This window comes from Staphylococcus sp. NWU MK-U1, assembly GCF_033283505.1.
GTDB classification, from domain to species: Bacteria; Bacillota; Bacilli; order Staphylococcales; family Staphylococcaceae; genus Staphylococcus; species Staphylococcus haemolyticus.
Genome location: NZ_JAVSMG010000001.1, coordinates 567,489 through 586,101 on the forward strand (window position 1 = coordinate 567,489; position 18,613 = coordinate 586,101).

14 protein-coding genes are annotated in these 18,613 nt (G+C 33.5%); 2 read left to right on the plus strand and 12 right to left on the minus strand.

Features of this window, described 5'->3' with window-relative positions:
* Positions 1–24 precede the first annotated feature (24 nt).
* The 6 genes from SBL16_RS02880 to SBL16_RS02905 all read right to left on the minus strand — a co-directional run bounded on the left by SBL16_RS02880 (position 25) and on the right by SBL16_RS02905 (position 6,392).
* A complete protein-coding gene (locus SBL16_RS02880; RefSeq protein WP_107612214.1) occupies positions 25–726 on the minus strand; it encodes an HAD family hydrolase in 702 nt (233 codons plus the stop codon).
* Between the two features lie 99 nt (positions 727–825).
* Positions 826–1,245, minus strand: coding sequence for a GNAT family N-acetyltransferase (locus tag SBL16_RS02885; protein ID WP_107612215.1), 420 nt, complete (start codon positions 1,243–1,245; stop codon positions 826–828).
* Between the two features lie 421 nt (positions 1,246–1,666).
* Positions 1,667–2,890, minus strand: coding sequence for a Fic family protein (locus SBL16_RS02890; protein ID WP_233641682.1), 1,224 nt, complete (start codon positions 2,888–2,890; stop codon positions 1,667–1,669).
* Between the two features lie 610 nt (positions 2,891–3,500).
* Positions 3,501–3,950, minus strand: coding sequence for a GNAT family N-acetyltransferase (locus SBL16_RS02895; RefSeq protein ID WP_059747568.1), 450 nt, complete (start codon positions 3,948–3,950; stop codon positions 3,501–3,503).
* Positions 3,951–4,115: 165 nt separating this feature from the next.
* Positions 4,116–5,192: a branched-chain amino acid aminotransferase gene (locus tag SBL16_RS02900; RefSeq protein ID WP_107612217.1), complete on the minus strand. Its 1,077-nt coding sequence runs from the start codon at positions 5,190–5,192 to the stop codon at positions 4,116–4,118.
* A 243-nt stretch (positions 5,193–5,435) separates the two neighbouring features.
* A complete protein-coding gene (locus tag SBL16_RS02905; protein WP_317952655.1) occupies positions 5,436–6,392 on the minus strand; it encodes an L-threonine 3-dehydrogenase in 957 nt (318 codons plus the stop codon).
* Between the two features lie 288 nt (positions 6,393–6,680).
* On the opposite strand from SBL16_RS02905, the gene SBL16_RS02910 reads away from it, so the two are divergent.
* Complete coding sequence (locus SBL16_RS02910) at positions 6,681–9,584, plus strand: 5'-nucleotidase C-terminal domain-containing protein (protein WP_119472296.1); 2,904 nt, start codon at positions 6,681–6,683, stop codon at positions 9,582–9,584.
* Between the two features lie 198 nt (positions 9,585–9,782).
* Here the strand turns inward: SBL16_RS02910 and SBL16_RS02915 are convergent, their stop codons facing one another.
* From SBL16_RS02915 to SBL16_RS02930, 4 genes are all read right to left on the minus strand, one after another.
* Entirely contained in the window at positions 9,783–10,742 is a 960-nt protein-coding gene (locus SBL16_RS02915) for an ornithine cyclodeaminase family protein (protein WP_033079550.1), read from the minus strand.
* Positions 10,743–11,086: 344 nt separating this feature from the next.
* Positions 11,087–11,506 (minus strand): NUDIX hydrolase, encoded by a 420-nt coding sequence (locus tag SBL16_RS02920; RefSeq protein ID WP_053017867.1) that lies wholly within the window; start codon positions 11,504–11,506, stop codon positions 11,087–11,089.
* 11 nt (positions 11,507–11,517) lie between these two features.
* Positions 11,518–12,024, minus strand: a complete 507-nt coding sequence (locus tag SBL16_RS02925) for a GNAT family N-acetyltransferase (protein ID WP_317952657.1) — start codon at positions 12,022–12,024, stop codon at positions 11,518–11,520.
* Positions 12,025–12,236: 212 nt separating this feature from the next.
* The gene (locus SBL16_RS02930) at positions 12,237–13,427 is read right to left on the minus strand and encodes a glycine C-acetyltransferase (RefSeq protein WP_107612220.1); all 1,191 of its coding nucleotides are present in this window, start codon (positions 13,425–13,427) and stop codon (positions 12,237–12,239) included.
* A gap of 235 nt (positions 13,428–13,662) precedes the next feature.
* Here SBL16_RS02930 and SBL16_RS02935 point away from each other — a divergent pair, with 235 nt between their 5' ends.
* Complete coding sequence (locus tag SBL16_RS02935) at positions 13,663–14,829, plus strand: M20 family metallopeptidase (RefSeq protein WP_107612221.1); 1,167 nt, start codon at positions 13,663–13,665, stop codon at positions 14,827–14,829.
* 205 nt (positions 14,830–15,034) lie between these two features.
* Here SBL16_RS02935 and tuf read toward each other — a convergent pair whose 3' ends face one another.
* Together tuf and fusA are read right to left on the minus strand one after the other, a co-directional pair.
* Positions 15,035–16,219 (minus strand): elongation factor Tu, encoded by a 1,185-nt coding sequence (tuf, locus tag SBL16_RS02940; protein WP_011276713.1) that lies wholly within the window; start codon positions 16,217–16,219, stop codon positions 15,035–15,037.
* Between the two features lie 204 nt (positions 16,220–16,423).
* Positions 16,424–18,505 carry an elongation factor G gene (fusA, locus tag SBL16_RS02945; RefSeq protein WP_053017877.1) on the minus strand — a complete coding sequence of 694 codons (2,082 nt, stop codon included), beginning with the start codon at positions 18,503–18,505 and terminating at the stop codon, positions 16,424–16,426.
* Between the last annotated feature and the right edge of the window lie 108 nt (positions 18,506–18,613).

An 18,613-nucleotide genomic window follows, 5' to 3' on the forward strand; every position in this document is an offset into this window, starting at 1 on the left:
TGTAGCGTTTCTACATTTTTTATCTTATTTGTTTTCAATATATTGTTTTAAGACTTCGGGCACACTCACAGCTGTCTCTATTATCACATCAGCATCTACTAACTCTTCTTTTTTAGCTATACCAGTAAGCACACCAATTGCTAGACCTAATTCAGCATTAACCTTTGTTTTCATGTCGTTATTAGTATCTCCTACTATAACTACATCTTCAGGTTTGACATCATAAGAATCAAACAGTGGATTTAATACTGCTGGATTTGGCTTTTCCGCTGCATGTGATTCTGTAGAGATAACTAAGTCGAAAGCGTCTTTAGAGTTGGTATCTTCAAGAAATTGCAATACCCCTTTTCGTGAATCACTTGTAACAATTCCAATTTTATAGCCTTCTTTTTTTAAAGATTGAATCATATCATACACACCATCAATCCAGTTGTTCTCTGGCACACGTGTATCAACAAGTTCCTGGCTCGTATTACGTGTCCAAGTTGAGACATCTTTACCAACAACGTTATTAAAAGCTTTAATCATTTCATCTAGTGACCCTGAACCCATTACAGAATCAGGTACGATTGCATTATCAAGAACACCTAATTGTCGATGTGCAACTTCTTTATTAGCTACTGGGTATTCATCTAAAAGACTATCCACTAATCTTATACCAATTTTCTCCCAACTCTTATCAAATTCTATTAAAGTCCCGTCTTTATCAAATAATATCCATTCCATTTTCATAACACTCCTGTGAATTATGATTATTAACTCTTCTATTGTAATACAAATTTTTATTTTAGACTCAATAGAATGATTTAATATTCCATCTACCAATTATTCAGTATATGTATCTGTTAGGCGTTTATCTTGATATATAACCATACCAGTTTTCAATTTTTTAAATCCTGCTTTTTGATAAAATTCTAAATTATCGATAGTTGAGATTAAATGGATACATGAAAGTGACCCTATTTCTTTAAGAATGTGTTTAAGCATATGCATACCAATTTGATTATTTTGAAAATCTTTATTAACAACTAAGTCATAAATAGCTGCATTGAATACACCATCTGATAATGCTCTAGCAAAACCAATGACTTTATTATCATAAATTGCAAAGACTACATGTGTACTATTACGGAAAATCTCACATATAGTCTCTTTGTCATGTTTTAACCACCCAACTGATTGATATACTTCATAAATTGAATTAATATAGCTTTCATCGAAATAAGTAATTAGCTTAAATTCCATTTAATCCCCCCCTAAATGGTCTTTTTCTATATAATATACACTTTTTTTATAGGTTTTAAGTCTTATAAATAAATGCGTCTCAATACCGATTTCTTTATCATTTGCCTACGTTGATTCAATTAAGCTAAATTTATGATTGTGTAATTTAAAAACCGATATAAATAATTCACCCCGAAAATTAGATTTTTAATCTAACACCGGGGTGATTTTTCATTATAAATTTAATTATTTAGGTTCACCGTGTACTAAAATACTACTAATAAAGTCAATCGCTTTTTTTATGAAACCGAATACGTCTGTCATTTGATTCCACTCCTTCATTAATATTTGAATTACATTTTTATTGTAAGCGCCTGAGGATAAATTTGGCGTTTATTGCGTAATTGCTCATTAATGTTGCGTATTTGTATGTTTAAATATTTCAATTTGTATTGTTTTGCATAGAAAGCAATTCTTGTACGTAACTATCCTTCACCTCGTAAACAACAGGATTACTTTTTAACTTAATTAATTTGCTTTCATATTTTTTTATTACTTCATTAACTTTATTTCTTGAATATCCTGCGATATCTTTAACTCCTTTAATAGTAATTCTAGAATATTTACTTCCAAAAATTTTATCTTGAAGTAATATAAAGAGAACATCTGAATCATATTTATTCAATCCTTGTTGATCAAGTGCCTGTGCAAGTCTTTTAATGATTTCTGTATTATTTTCAAACGTTTCTATTATATTATTTTGTCCTTCAATAAGTAATTGCATCATATCATCAATGAAATTTGTTATTTCACCTTTATTAAAGTAATCAGATGCTTCTTGAAATGCCTTATAGTATTTATTTTTATTATGATTTACGACGTATGAAAAAGTGAGTGCTGTAAATGAATCCAAGTTATCATTAAGTAATTTAGCTAAAATATATCTTCCTACTCTTCCATTTCCATCATAAAACGGATGAATATATTCAAACATGTAATGACTAGCTAGAATTTTATAAATATCTGGTGCTTTGTAATGTTTAATAAAACTTAAAAAGATAGTTAGATATTCAAAAATTTCTGGTTCATTAAATTCATTTCTATGAATCCATTTACTTTTAGCATTGTCATATACACCAATAGAATTTTTTCTAAACAAATTTCCATCTGGTAAATCTTTTTCTAGAATTTCAGAAGCAACAATTAAATCAAAGATATTACGTATATCTGTAATTGAGTTAATTTCAACATCATCATTTTCAATCATAATATATTGGTTTACTAAACCATCAAAACGCTTATTCTCACCTTTAGTTTTGTTTAAAGACGCAGCTATTTCTTTTTTCGTACTTTTTATATTTTCTGTTTCATTAGTACTTTGAAGTTCATTAATTAATAAATGTTTAATATATGCTTCATTTGCGATATCAGGCAATGCTGAAGAAAGTTGCTTAATTTTATCTGAGTTTTTTAAGACTTTTTCAAGATTAATACCCAACGTTCTGTTAAGAATAAAAAATAAAGGATACTCAACGTCTCTTTGTTGTTTTTCATCCTGAATTGGATGAATAATAAAATCGGTAACATAACTTGAATAACTATTTAAGCGCATATTATATTCTGTTTCAATGTTATCCCATCCATACATATGAAAAAGCTTTTTCAATGATTTGTACTCCACAAGATACACCTTCTTACTTATCATATATTTAAATATGATATTTATGAATGACTATATTATATATAATACGTTCTTCTTTTAAAAGCAATATTCTTAACTTTAAAAATCACTATACTCAAGATGAAACATAGTTAAAAATTAATTATGTTAAATAGTCATTTTTATAAGTATACTAATCATCATTGAATATTCCTTCTATATTTCCAATGGGTGCACATTTTAATATAAAATCACCTGTCATAGTAACAGGTGTGTAAACTAAAATAAATCCAAATAAATTATTTCTTTCTATCATTAAGTAACTTAAGTACCACAAATGTAGTGGCTATATTTAAAAAGACATTAATCATACCAAAATTAATAAATAAGCTAGTCCATAGACATATCACTAATATAATCGCAATTATTCTCATATATTTACAATAAGCTCTTTTCTTAATAACATCAATTTTTAGTATGAAACTGTAAATGGTTTTATAAATAATTTTTAGTGTAAAAAGTGCTATACAATTTAAGTTGGTTAATAAAAAACTTTGCATATCAATGCTTATTTTTAATCTTTATTATTTTTATATAACATCCATATACTACTTGCTCACACTTTTTTCAAAAACCAAATCTTATCTCTACATAAAATTCCATTTTCATATATTTTATCCTTATAATTTCTTTCGAAGAACCCAATTTCTACTCCAATCATTCTGAAACCTGCTTTTTGATAAAAAGCAATTTGATCAATACTAGAATTGCCTGTCCCCACAATGATCTCTTTGTATCCTTTTTGTTTTGCATAATCAAACAAATGTAATAATAATTTTTTACCAATTCCTAGTCCTTGTTTATTCTCACGAACAGCTATGTTGACTAGTTCAACCCTGTCTACACTTATCTCTATCAATACATAACAACCTAATATTTTTGAATCATCTTTATAAATAAAGCACTTTCCACTCTGTAGGTATTTTAAAACTAATTTCATAGAAGGATCAGCCAACAACAGTAAATCAAATGGTGCATCTTCAATAGAGTCCAATTTTTCAAACATAATTATCCCCACTTTTTTAAGATAGAATATATTTCTAATTACTATATCTCAATAGGTCAATTATTAATCCTAATAAAATTTCAATTTTATATAACTAGATCCAGACATAGACATAAAAAACTAGAAACCTCGATTTCTCAAGATTTCCAGTTCTTAAAACTTACCTTATTTATATTCTGGAACTACGACTCTCCAACCATGCGTATCTTCTAATTTACCACTTTGGATGCCATTGTATGTGTCATATAATTTTTTAGTAATTTCGCCAGGTTTGTTATTGTTAATAACGATTTCTCTATCTTCATACTTTAATGTACCGACTGGAGAAATAACTGCTGCTGTACCTGAACCGAATACTTCAGTCAATTCACCTTTATCGTAAGCTTCGAATAATTCCTCGATTGACACTTTACGTTCTTCAACCTCATAGCCTAACTCTTTAGCTAATTCAATGATTGATTTACGTGTAATACCTGGTAAGATACTACCATTTAAAGCAGGTGTAACTAATTTACCATTTTCAACGAAGAAGATGTTCATACTACCAACTTCTTCAACATACTTTTGTTCTACACCGTCTAACCATAATACTTGATCATAGCCTAAATTATTAGCATTTGTTTGTGCTAATAAACTTGCTGCATAGTTACCTGCTACTTTAGCGAATCCTACACCACCACGTACGGCACGAACATATTCATCTTCAACGTAAATTTTAGTTGTTTTTAATGTGTCTCCGCCATAATATGCGCCTGATGGAGATAAAATGATTAATAATTTGTATTGATGAGATGCTCTTACTCCTAAAATGCCTTCAGTCGCAAATACAAATGGACGGATATATAATGATTGTCCTTCTCCCTCAGGTACCCAATCACGTTCAACGTCTACTAATTGTTTTAAACCTTCTAGTAATAATTCTTCATCTACTTTAGGCATTTCTAATCGTGCTAATGAATCATTAATACGTTTGAAGTTTTGGTCTGGTCTAAATAATACAACTTCACCTTTATGTTTGTATGCTTTTAAACCTTCAAATACCGCTTGTCCATAGTGAAGACCTTGTGCAGCTGGTGAAACTTCAAATGGTGCGTAAGGAACAATTTTTAAATCATGCCAACCTTTATCTACATCATAATCAAAACTTAACATATAATCTGTAAAGTATTGACCGAATCCTAAATTACCTTCTGGTTTTTCTTTAAGTGAGTCGCGTTGTTCAAATTTAACTTTTTCTGACATGATGAAAGCCTCCTAAATAATTCTTAGTTAGTAATAGTATATTAAATTATAGCAATCTCGTAATGTTGATTCAATGAATTTTCTAAAAATTCAAACTAAATACTAATTGTAAACCCTTTCTTTAAAAATAACATACTTTAGTAAATTTTTAATGGCCATTACTAACTAATTTCAGATAAAAAAGAAAACCTCAAACATTTAGTCTGAGGTTCTGTGTTATATGACTTGTATGACAGTCACACTTTATTTATTTTGTTCTTTTTCTTCAATCGCTTTTAACATTAATTCAGTCATACCAGCTAAATCGTATTTAGTGTTAAAGCCCCACTCTTTACGAGAATAGCTTGTATCAATATTATCTGGCCAGCTATCAGCAATTGCTTGACGTACTGGATCTACTTCATAATCCAATGCGAAGTCAGGATAATGTTTTTGGATTTCAGCTTTAATTTGTTCAGGTTCAAAACTCATAGCACTTAGGTTATAGCCATTACGTGTTACAAGTTTGTCGCTATCTGCTTCCATTAATTTAATAATTGCATCAATTGCATCATCCATATACATCATATCCATGTATGTGTCTTTAGCAATGTAGCTTGTGTAACGACCTTTTCTAACCGCTTCAAAATAAATTTCAACAGCATAATCAGTAGTACCGCCACCTGGTTCTTTAACATGAGAGATAAGTCCTGGGAATCTCACACTACGCGTATCGACACCAAATTTTGTGAAATAGTATTGGCATAATAACTCACCAGCAACTTTGTTCACACCATACATTGTAGTAGGTTGTTGAATTGTATTTTGTGGTGTATCTTTCTTAGGCGTTGAATCACCAAATGCACCAATTGAACTTGGTGTGAAGAAATGTAATTCATACGTTCTAGCTGTTTCTAATGCGTTCATTAGACCGCCCATATTTAAATCCCATGCTAATAAAGGATTTTTCTCAGCAGTCGCTGATAATAATGCTGCCATATGCATTAACGTATCTGCTTTGAAGTTCTCAACGATTGCCATCATAGCTTCACGATTTGTAACATCTAATACTTCAAACGGACCATTGTTAACTGGTGAATCTTCTTCCGGCTCTCTAATATCCGTAGCTAATACATTGTCATTTCCGTAAATTTCTCTACATTTTAATACCAACTCAGTACCAATTTGACCAAGTGCTCCTGTAATAACGATTCTTTCCATAAATAAAAAACTCCCTTTGTGTGTTTACCACGAATGATTGTCCTTTTAGGGTGTACATACTCCCTATTTACATGCTTATTATAATATAAAAGCGCTTTCTTGTATACTCACAAAGTACACTCTTTTAAATTCACTTTATTTTTGAAAAGTCAGAGATACATACTCTTCATAACGTTATATTTATTAATTGTTTTTAAAATTATTGTAAATAATTTAATGAGTAAGCTTAAGGCTTTGCGACTTATGCTAATATGAGAATGTAAATTTCATCTAATAAAGGAGGCAAATATGAAGCAATATCTTATTCCACTTTTAGTTTTATGTTTTATCGTATTTGGTATCACCACTGGTACCTCTTATGCTGCTGAATCTCAGGCAACACAAGCTACTAACACAACAGCTACCGCAGAAGTACCACAATCGGCTTCAAAAGAAGCATCATCAGCTAACATTGAATCTACTAATAAACCTTTATCCCTTGAGTCAAACAACGTTTCACATAATGACCAAGCCACACCTTCGTCTGAAACAACTTCACATCTTAATGTTGAAACGTCTACAACACAAAACACTACTTCAGAGAAGCATAATAATTCATCTCAAGGTTCTGCATTTTCACAAGAAAAAGCTAAACCTGAACCTACTACAAACGAAAATAATACATCTTCACAAGAAAAAGCATCGTCTGAATCAACTTCGAATGAAAATAATACATCGCAATCCCATGATACGGAGATGAAACCTTCTCCTTCGACGTCGGATCAAAGCAAGTCTACGCAAGTAGAAACTACAAAAGAATCTACTTCCACTAAAGTTAAACAAACACCTCAAGAATCAACTCAACAACAGCAAAAGCGTAATGTTCCTGAATCACAACAATCTACACCTGCTTCAAAGCAAGTGTTTAAAAATAGCAATACTACATCAGAACAAGCAGCATCGAAATCTCAACATGTGACTGTCAACAAAAGAATGGCAACAACTTCTGACAACACAAATAAACATACAATTTTACATACAAATGATATACATGGCCGATTTGTAGAGGATGATGGAAGAGTCATCGGTATGGCTAAAGTAAAAGGTCTTAAAGACAAATATAATCCGGATTTAATGGTGGATTCAGGAGATGCTTTTCAAGGTTTACCTGTTTCTAACAATTCAAAGGGAGAAGAAATGGCTAAAGCTATGAATAGTGTTGGCTATAATGCAATGACTGTCGGAAACCATGAATTTGACTTTGGTTATGACCAATTACTTAAATTGCAGAAACAATTAAACTTCCCTATTGTTTCTTCTAATATCTACAAAAATGGTAAACGCGTATTTGATCCTTCAACTACAGTAACTAAAAACAATGTCCGCTATGGTATTGTAGGTGTCACGACACCTGAAACAAAAACTAAAACGTCGCCTACTGCTGTTGAAGGTGTTGAATTTAAAGATCCATTAACTAGTGTCAAACAAGCCATGAATGAAATTAAAAACAATGTCGATGTATTCGTTATCTTATCGCACTTAGGTGTAGATAAATCGACCCAAAAAACTTGGCGTGGTGATTATTTAATTGATCAACTTACGAAAGACGGTTCATTTAAAAAACCTATCTTCGTATTAGATGGTCACTCACATACCGTGATTGATAACGGTGAACATTATGGGACTAATAATCTACTCGCTCAAACTGGTACTGCACTAGCAAATGTAGGACATGTGGATTTTACTTTTCAAAATCAAAAAGCGTCTGATATCAAAGCATCATTAATCAATGTAGCGGACGCTAAAGATATCACACCTGACTCACAAATTGATGCACAAACTAAAAAGGCAAATGACGACTTCTTAAAAGAAACGTCAACAGTTGTTATACCTAATAATACAGTGACGTTAAATGGTGAACGTGCTCAAGCGCGCACACAAGAAACAAACTTAGGTAACCTTATTACAGATGCTATGGAAGCATATGCCTCTAAGAACTTCTCACATCAACCTGATTTCGCAATCACTAACGGTGGTGGTATTCGAGCTTCAATTGAAAAAGGTGAGGTTACTGAAAACGACATCATAACAGTGTTACCATTCGGTAATTTAATTTCTCAAATTCAAGTGAAGGGTTCAGATGTTGAAAAGGCATTTGAACACAGTTTAAGTGCTGATACTGAAACTCAAGACGGTAAGAAAGTCTTAGGTGCAAATGGAGGATTCTTACAAGTATCTGACTCACTCAGAGTGTATTATGATATCAATAAAGCATCTGGCCAACGCATTAATGCCATCAAGGTACTGAATAAAGAGAATGGAGAATATGAAGATTTAGATCCTAACCGTACTTACTATGTAACTACCAATGACTTCACAGCTAATCAAGGAGATGGCTATGATATGTTTGGTGGACAACGTGAGGAAGGCATTTCTTTAGATGCAGTTGTCGCTCAATATATTAAGAATACAGATTTAAATCAATACAATACCGAAGAACCTGTACGTATCATTAATGGTCTACCGGAAAGTAATGAACAACCAAATACTGGTAAAGAAGATAATGATAATAATCATTCAACTAATGGACAAGATGGCCAACAACAAACACCAGATTCAAACAATGATAACAAAGACAATACTGGTCATATTAATGATAATGATGACAATACTATAGAGGATAAACAAGCTGATTCTTCTAATAAAGATAATGTCATTGAATTCCCTAATAAAGACCATCAAAAAGATAATAACAACGTAATTGAAATCCCAGCTAACAATAATCAAACTCATAATAGCACTGATGATAATCTTGTCATTCCAAGCACTACCGACAAGATGCATACTAACAACATAAAAGGAAATGCAATCAAATATCACCCTACTTCAAACTTAGTGATTATTTCTAATAACAACAAAGGAACACGAGACCAATTGACTGGTAATGCAAGTCATTCACAACATTGTAAAGATGGCATTAAATTCCCAGTTCAAGTAAATCCTAAAGATAATTTTTATAATGAGACACTAATAACTATTAATAGTAATACTTCTAAAAATTCAAATCTTATGTTTACACAACAACATGACGCAATCACATCATTACCAAATGCAGGTATGAAAGATAATAGTTTAGAACATGGCATCGCTATTATATTAGTAGTAACAGGAACAGGATTAATTTACATTCGAACTCGTAAAAAATCAGCATAATTACAAATTTAAAACCGTGTAGATGACAATTAACAATATGTCATTTACACGGTTTCTTCATAATTTTCAAAAAGTGTAGGTACTCACAGTAAGTTATTTAATGTGAATACTTTAATTTTTAGTGGCCCGGCAGTCTATTAATTTAAAATTACATACTTACACTTGCAATTTCCTTACAATATTAAAACTACTTCAGCATTATACTTCTTTATTTGCTACTGCTTTTTTATAGAAATAATTAGCAACAACGATATCTACAATTGCTAACCCTACTGATTTAAATAGCGTTACCTCCTTATCATCTTCACGCCCTGAAACTTTACCGGCTACGATGTCCCCTAGTTCACCATGTAATGAATCTTTCGTTATAATTCCTTCTTCTTGAGGTACCTTTAAATCGCCAGTTTCTTCCATCGCAGCTTCTACTGACTCAACAACAATTTTATTAGCTACTAACATAGACTCTGACGGTAATTCCTGCATATCTGGTTTGAATGAGCCTACTGCGTTTAAATGAACGCCGGGATGTAATGAATGTGAATATACCGGATGATTAGAATTTGTCGCAGTTACAACAACGTCAGCCTCTTCCATCGCATCATCCGCTTCTTCAAAGACTTTTGTCGATACATTATAATTATTAGCTACTTCTTGAGCTAAACGTTCTGCATTTTCCTTAGTACGACTTGAAAAGTGAATTGTATCGATATGTCTAACTGCCATTACTGCAGCAATTAGCCCTTGTGCTTGATCACCAGAACCAATAACACATAGTGTTTTAGCATCTTCACGTGCTAAGTATTTAGTTGCTACTCCAGAGATAGCACCTGTACGAATCTTAGTTAAATAACTGCCATCTAATACAGCTAATGTTTCCCCAGTTTCATAATCACTTAATAACACTGATCCTGTAATTGTCTTTTTGCCTTTTTTAGGATTATCTGGCGCAAATGTAACTGTTTTAATACCAACCACTTTAAGATCATCAGATAATGCTGGCATAACTAAATATCTATTACCTTCATTAAACGGTAAGACATACCTTAACGGTGTGTCTGTCTTCCCTTCTGAAAATGCCTTTAATGAATTCGCAACTTCATCAATGACTTCTTTCATGTCTAATAATGATTGCTGGTCTTGTTCATTCAAAACTAACATGTCTGATACCTCCACTTTATATTTAATATCTATTTATCTTTTACCCGTCAAAACACCAAATTGTCATTGTTAAATGGCATTATCAATACAATTATTTCAAAAATATGTATATGTTAAGTTAATTTGATTAAAGTATTAATTTAGTATTGTGCTTATATGTTATTGGTGCTATCTTATCACTATAAATAAAAGGCTTGCACAGAAGTGTAGCCTTGAGATTTCATGCTTATTATGAAACTATTTATAAACTTTTGACGCCTAGAGTGGCACGACGAAATCGTTGTGCCACTCTAATTTGCTTTATTCATTAATCTTTTAAATTTTTCTCATCTTTTTTTCACATTTCAATCCACCAAACCCTCATCATAATAAGTAGCCTTATTATTTAAAAACGCATTCAAACTATGATGATAATAGATTAACTTTTCATCAGCTTCTGGAATCGAGAACCAACCTAATGTCGAAATTTCATCTTTCATTTGTATGTCTGTTGTATAATCCTGAACCTGTGCTTTGAACATGAAAAAAAGTGTATGAACATTCATCTGTGTCGATTTACCCTCATTAACACTTACTATGTCATTAACTTCAACTAATAATCCTGTTTCTTCTCTAACTTCACGCTTTAGAGCTTCAACTAAAGTTTCACCGTATTCAACTTTGCCACCTGGTAATGACCATCCGCCATCATCCGTATTATGAACTAATAACACGTTCCCCTCTTCATTTTGTATCAATGCATATACTACTTTTAAATCCTTCATTCATCTAACCTTCAATCATTAGGAATTTCAAATCGACTGACCAAATTTCCATTCTTTTTAACGTAAGATTCAATTTCATAACCACCACTATGTTTGATCACTTTTTGAGAGGCAACGTTTTTAGGATTTGTAGTCATTAACACTTTATCTACGCCTATTTCTTTTAGAAAAGCTTTAGCCTCTTGTAGCATCAACGAAGCAATACCTTGTCCTCTACGTGACTTACACACTCCGTAACCTACATGATCACCTATGTTTACTAAGCGTTGATTCAAGTAATGACGGATATCGACTGCACCAACAATCATCTCATCCTCGAAGCAAAATAATGTTGTTGTCGGTACCCAGTCATCATCAACTTCAGTACTGTTTAGATGGTCTACCATACTCTCAAATGATTCATACCTTGACATGTCAGTGTTTGAAGGCACTATTGATTCATCATTCGCATACCATTCTTGGAGGTACTTCTTTAAAGCATCTTTATCTGCATAACTCAATTGTCTTAAACGTAACACGAGTATCCCTCCTTCTGCACTATAAGCTAATATTGTTTTAGTTTGTCACTTCATATTTTAAAATTATTCGTTATAAATCAATTTTACCAAAATACTAATCTGTTCCTCACATAAAAACAAAGCATAAATTTCAAAATCAACTTTTTGTCACAATAAAAAGACTAGGACAATGAATATCATCCCAGTCTAAAAATTCTATCTTCTATTTTAAATTATTTAATAGTACCTAATTCTTTACCGACTTTTTCATAAGCAGCAATTGCTTTATCTAACATTTCTTTTGTATGTGCTGCTGTAGGCATGTTTCTTACACGACCTGTACCACGAGGTACTGTTGGGAATACGATAGATTTTACATATACGCCTTCATCTTTAAGACGTTTACTAAATTCTTGAGTTTCTTTTTCATCACCAATAATAACTGGTGTAATTGGTGTTTCTGATTCACCAGTATTGAATCCAAGTTTTTCTAAGCCATCTTTTAAATATTTGGCGTTATCCCATAATTGATCGTGTATTTCAGTAGAAGCCATTAATTTTTTCACAGCTTCTGTAATTGCTTTGGTATCTCCAGGTGCTAAAGAAGTTGAGAATAAGAATGGACGTGATTGAGCTTTTAACCAATCAATTAATTCTTTAGTTCCTGCTACATAACCGCCAACTACACCGATAGCTTTAGAAAGTGTACCGATTTGGAAATCAATTTTATCTTGTAGGCCAAAATGTTTAACCGTACCTGCACCTTTACCCATAACGCCTGAACCATGTGCATCATCAACATAAGTAATTAAACCGAATTCTTCAGCAATTTCAACGATTTCTGGTAATTTAGCAACGTCTCCATCCATACTGAATACACCATCAGTAATGTACATTACTTTATTATATTGACCAGATTCTACAGCTTCTTTTGCTTTAGCTCTTAAGTCATCCATATCAGAGTGGTTAACACGGATGATTTTAGCTTTAGATAGACGACAACCATCAATAATTGAAGCATGGTTTAATTCATCTGAAAGAATCGCATCGTTTTTGTTCATTACTGCTGAAATAGCTGCCATGTTACAGTTGAAACCTGATTGATAAGCGATAGCTGCTTCAGTACCTTTGAATTTAGCTAAAGTCTCTTCTAATTCATCGTGTAGATCTAATGTACCGTTGATTGAACGTACAGCACCAGCACCAACACCGTGTGAATCGATAGCATGTTTAGCTGCAGATTTTAAATCTTCATTTGTCGCTAGTCCTAAGTAGTTGTTTGATGATAAGTTAATATATTGTTTCCCATTGATTGTGATTTCTGGACCATTAGCACCTTCGATAGAATCGATTTCGTTATATAATCCATTATCTTTTAAATATTGAATATTTTCTTCTAAAAAATTGTGTAGTGATTGAACCATATTCATATCCCCTTTGTATTTTTTATATCAACATAATCATAACTGATTTTCCTTCAACATGAAAGCACTATCATTCCAGTAAATTCAATATATTGCATATTCTTCACCTCATGTACAACTGTTCATACAACATGTAATTTTTACTTCATTTTTCAAAAAATAAATAATTAAACTATTGAGTTGTATTAGAATTTGATATACTAAAATTCATAATAATTAGGAAGAAGTGGTTAATGTGTTAGATTGGTTTCAATTAGCCAGTAATAAGGAAAATAGAATGATACAGATGCGCCGATATATGCATCAATATCCTGAACCTTCTTTCGAGGAAACTTGGACGCATAATTATATTCTAAATCAGCTTAGTCATCTTGATTGCGAGATCGAATCACCTATTGGGCGTAATGGTATTAAAGCAACGTTTAAAGGCAAAGAAAATGGCCCTACTGTGGCCTTTCGCGCTGACTTTGATGCTTTGCCGGTACAAGAACTTAACGATGTACCCTATAAATCTAAAAATGATGGCTTAATGCATGCATGTGGTCATGACGGACATACAGCAATCTTATTGGGTGTCGCTGAAATTGTGCATGAACACCGTCATTTACTAAAAGGAAATGTGGTCTTTATCTTCCAATATGGTGAGGAAATTATGCCTGGTGGTTCTCAAGAAATGATTGATGATGGTTGCTTAAATGGTGTAGACAAAATTTATGGTACACATTTATGGAGTGGTTATCGTACTGGTACAATATTTTCAAGACCTGGTGCTATTATGGCGTCACCAGATGAATTCTCAGTTACAATTAAAGGCAAAGGTGGACATGGTGCTAAGCCACATGAAACCATTGATCCTATTGTCATTATGGCAGAGTTTATCCTGAGTGCACAAAAGATCATCTCTAGAACAATTGATCCTGTAAAAGAAGCCGTACTCACTTTCGGTATGGTTCAAGCGGGATCATCGGATAGTGTTATTCCTGATAGTGCTTTTTGTAAAGGAACTGTGCGAACATTCGACACAGAACTTCAAACTCATATACACAATAAAATGGATAAGTTATTACAAGGACTTGCGTTAGCAAACGACATAACTTATGACTTGGAATACATTCGTGGTTATTTACCTGTACATAACCATGTAAATGCATATGAAGTTGTTAAACAAGCGGCGAATGACTTACATTTGCGTTTTAATGAATCTGAATTAATGATGATTGGTGAGGATTTCTCTCACTATTTAAAAGTACGTCCAGGTGCGTTTTTCTTAACTGGGTGTGGCAATCCAGACAAAGGCATAACAGCGCCACATCATAACCCTCACTTTGACATCGATGAGTCTGCATTTAAGTATGCGGCTAGTGAGTTTTTAAAAATTTTAGAAATTGAACAAGTATTTTAAAATTGAATAAATTTATTTAGATTCTGTATGCCTATGATTACTCTTACATTGAGTTGATCATAGGCATTTTCTATTATTATTAAGATGAGATTGAAAAAGCATAATCTGAAAACTAGAAATGAGATTAAAATGTAAATATGACATTTACAAAAATAAAAAAGACTCCCAATAGGGAGTCTCATTTAGAAATATGGAATAATTAAAATTATTCGATGATTTCAGTTACAACGCCTGATCCTACAGTACGTCCACCTTCACGGATTGAGAAACGAGTACCGTCTTCAATCGCGATAGGAGCGATTAATTCTACTGTCATTTCAACGTTGTCGCCAGGCATAACCATTTCTGTACCTTCTGGTAAGTTAACAACACCAGTTACGTCAGTAGTACGGAAATAGAATTGTGGACGATAGTTTGTGAAGAATGGAGTGTGACGTCCACCTTCGTCTTTAGATAAAACGTATACGTCTGCTTTAAATTTTGTGTGAGGTGTGATTGAACCTGGAGCAGCTAATACTTGACCACGTTGTACGTCTTCACGAGCAACACCACGTAATAATGCACCGATGTTGTCACCAGCTTCAGCGTAGTCTAATAATTTACGGAACATTTCTACACCAGTAACAGTTGTTTTAGAAGTGTCATGGATACCAATGATTTCAACTTCTTCACCAACTTTGATTTGACCACGTTCAACACGGCCTGTAGCAACAGTACCACGACCAGTGATTGAGAATACGTCCTCAACTGGCATCATGAATGGTTTGTCAGAATCACGTTCTGGAGTTGGAATGTAATCATCAACTGCTTGCATTAATTCTAAGATTTTTTCTTCGTATTGAGCATCGCCTTCTAAAGCTTTTAATGCTGAACCAGCGATTACAGGTACATCGTCACCTGGGAAGTCGTATTCAGATAATAAGTCACGTACTTCCATTTCAACTAATTCTAATAATTCTTCATCGTCAACCATGTCAACTTTGTTTAAGAATACTACTAATGCTGGTACACCAACGTTACGTGATAAAAGAATGTGTTCACGAGTTTGTGGCATTGGACCGTCAGCAGCAGATACTACTAAGATACCGCCGTCCATTTGAGCAGCACCAGTGATCATGTTTTTAACATAGTCAGCGTGTCCTGGGCAGTCAACGTGAGCATAGTGACGTTTGTCAGTTTGATACTCGATGTGTGCAGTATTGATTGTGATACCACGTTCTTTTTCTTCTGGAGCGTTGTCAATCATGTCATATGATTGTGCTACAGTGTCACCATTTTTAGCTAATACAGTTGCGATAGCAGCTGTTAAAGTAGTTTTACCATGGTCAACGTGACCGATAGTACCAATATTGGCATGTTCTTTTGAGCGATCAAATTTTTCTTTTGCCATTATTAAATCTCTCCTATTCTAGTAAAAGTTATTTCAATATTATCTCTCATGATAGTTTCTCACCATCATGAGACATAATGATTGTTAGAATTCATAATTCATTTATAATGCATTTTCAGTAAAAAATCAATTCATAAAGATGTTCGCTTAATTAATAAGCTTACGCTGTATTTTACCTAGAAATTCTAGCTAAAACAAGTTTAATTATTCACCTTTATTTTTTTTGATGATATCATCAGCAATTGATTTTGGAACTTCTGCATAGTGATCGAAGTACATAGTGTAAGTACCGCGACCTTGAGTGTTAGAACGTAATGAAGTTGCGTAACCGAACATTTCTGAAAGTGGTACATAAGCGTTAACAACTTGTGCATTACCACGAGGTTCCATACCATCAACACGTCCACGACGAGCTGTTACGTCACCCATGATATCACCCATGTATTCTTCAGGCATTTCGATTGTTACTTTCATCATTGGTTCTAAGATAACTGGATCACATTTTTTAGCAGCTTCTTTAAGTGCTAATGATGCAGCAATTTTGAAGGCCATTTCAGATGAATCGACATCATGGTATGAACCATCAAATAATTTTGCTTTAACATCGATTAATGGATAACCAGCTAATACACCGTTTTCCATAGCATCTTTAAGTCCAGCTTCAACTGATGGAATGTATTCACGAGGAACTACACCACCAACGATAGCGTTTTCGAATTCGAAACCTGCGCCAGTTTCGTTTGGTGTGAATTCAATGTGAACATCACCGTATTGACCACGACCACCAGATTGACGAGAGAATTTACCTTGAACTTGTGCAGATTGCTTGAATGTTTCACGATATGAAACCATTGGCGCACCTACATTACATTCAACGTTGAATTCTTTCTTCATACGGTCAACTAAGATGTCTAAGTGTAACTCACCCATACCACCAATGATAACTTGTCCAGTTTCTTCATCAGTGTGTGCATGGAAAGTAGGGTCTTCTTCTTGTAATTTAACTAAAGCTTGAGTCATTTTATCTTGGTCAGCTTTAGATTTTGGTTCTACTGATAAGTGGATAACTGGTTCAGGGAATTCCATTGATTCTAAGATAATGTCATTCTTTTCACCACATAATGTGTCACCAGTACCTGTATCTTTAAGACCAACTGCAGCAGCGATATCGCCTGAGTAAACAGTGTCGATTTCTTGACGTGAATTAGCGTGCATTTGTAATAAACGACCTACACGTTCACGTTTGTCTTTAGTTGAGTTCTTAATGTAAGAACCTGATGTTAAAGTACCTGAATATACACGGAAGAAAGTTAATTTACCAACATAAGGGTCAGTCATAACTTTGAATGCTAATGCAGCGAATTCAGCTGAGTCGTCTGGTTTAGCAATTACTTCTTCTTCAGGATTTTCAGCACGATGGCCTACGATTGGTTTAACATCTAAAGGTGATGGTAAGTAGTCAATTACTGCGTTAAGCATTAATTGAACACCTTTGTTTTTGAATGCTGTACCGCAAAGTACTGGGTAGAATTCTACGTCAGTAGTTGCTTGACGAATTGCATCTTTCAATTCTGCTACTGAAATTTCTTCATCACCAAGATATTTTTCCATTAATTCATCGTTAGTTTCTGCAACTGCTTCGATTAAATTAGAACGAGCTTCTTCTGCTCTTTCTTTGTGATCTTCAGGAATTTCAATTTCGTCAATTTCAGTGCCTAAGTCATTAGTATATTTGAAGCATTTCATTTCTACTAAGTCGATGATAGCTTCAAATTCGTCTTCGGCACCAATTGGTAATTGGATAGGTGCAGCGTTAGCATCTAAACGATCATGTAATGTACTTACAGAATAGTCGAAGTTAGCGCCTAATTTATCCATTTTGTTTACGAATACGATACGAGGTACACCATAAGTTGTAGCTTGACGCCAAACTGTTTCAGTTTGAGGTTCTACACCTGATTGAGCATCAAGTACAGTAACCGCACCATCAAGTACACGTAAAGAACGTTCAACCTCAACAGTGAAGTCTACGTGTCCTGGAGTATCGATAATGTTTACACGGTGGCCATCCCATTGAGCTGTTGTAGCAGCTGATGTGATTGTAATACCACGGTCTTGTTCTTGTTCCATCCAGTCCATTTGTGAAGCACCTTCGTGTGTTTCACCAATTTTGTGGATACGACCTGTATAGTAAAGAATACGTTCAGTCGTAGTTGTTTTACCAGCATCAATGTGAGCCATGATACCGATGTTACGAGTGTTTTTCAAAGAAAAGTCTCTAGCCATTGTTTTTCTCCTTCCAGTAATTACTGAATAAGTACTATTGAATATGGCGATGCCCTAAGCATGAGCCATCTTATTTGGTAAACCAATGTGACGGAACACACTCAGGGT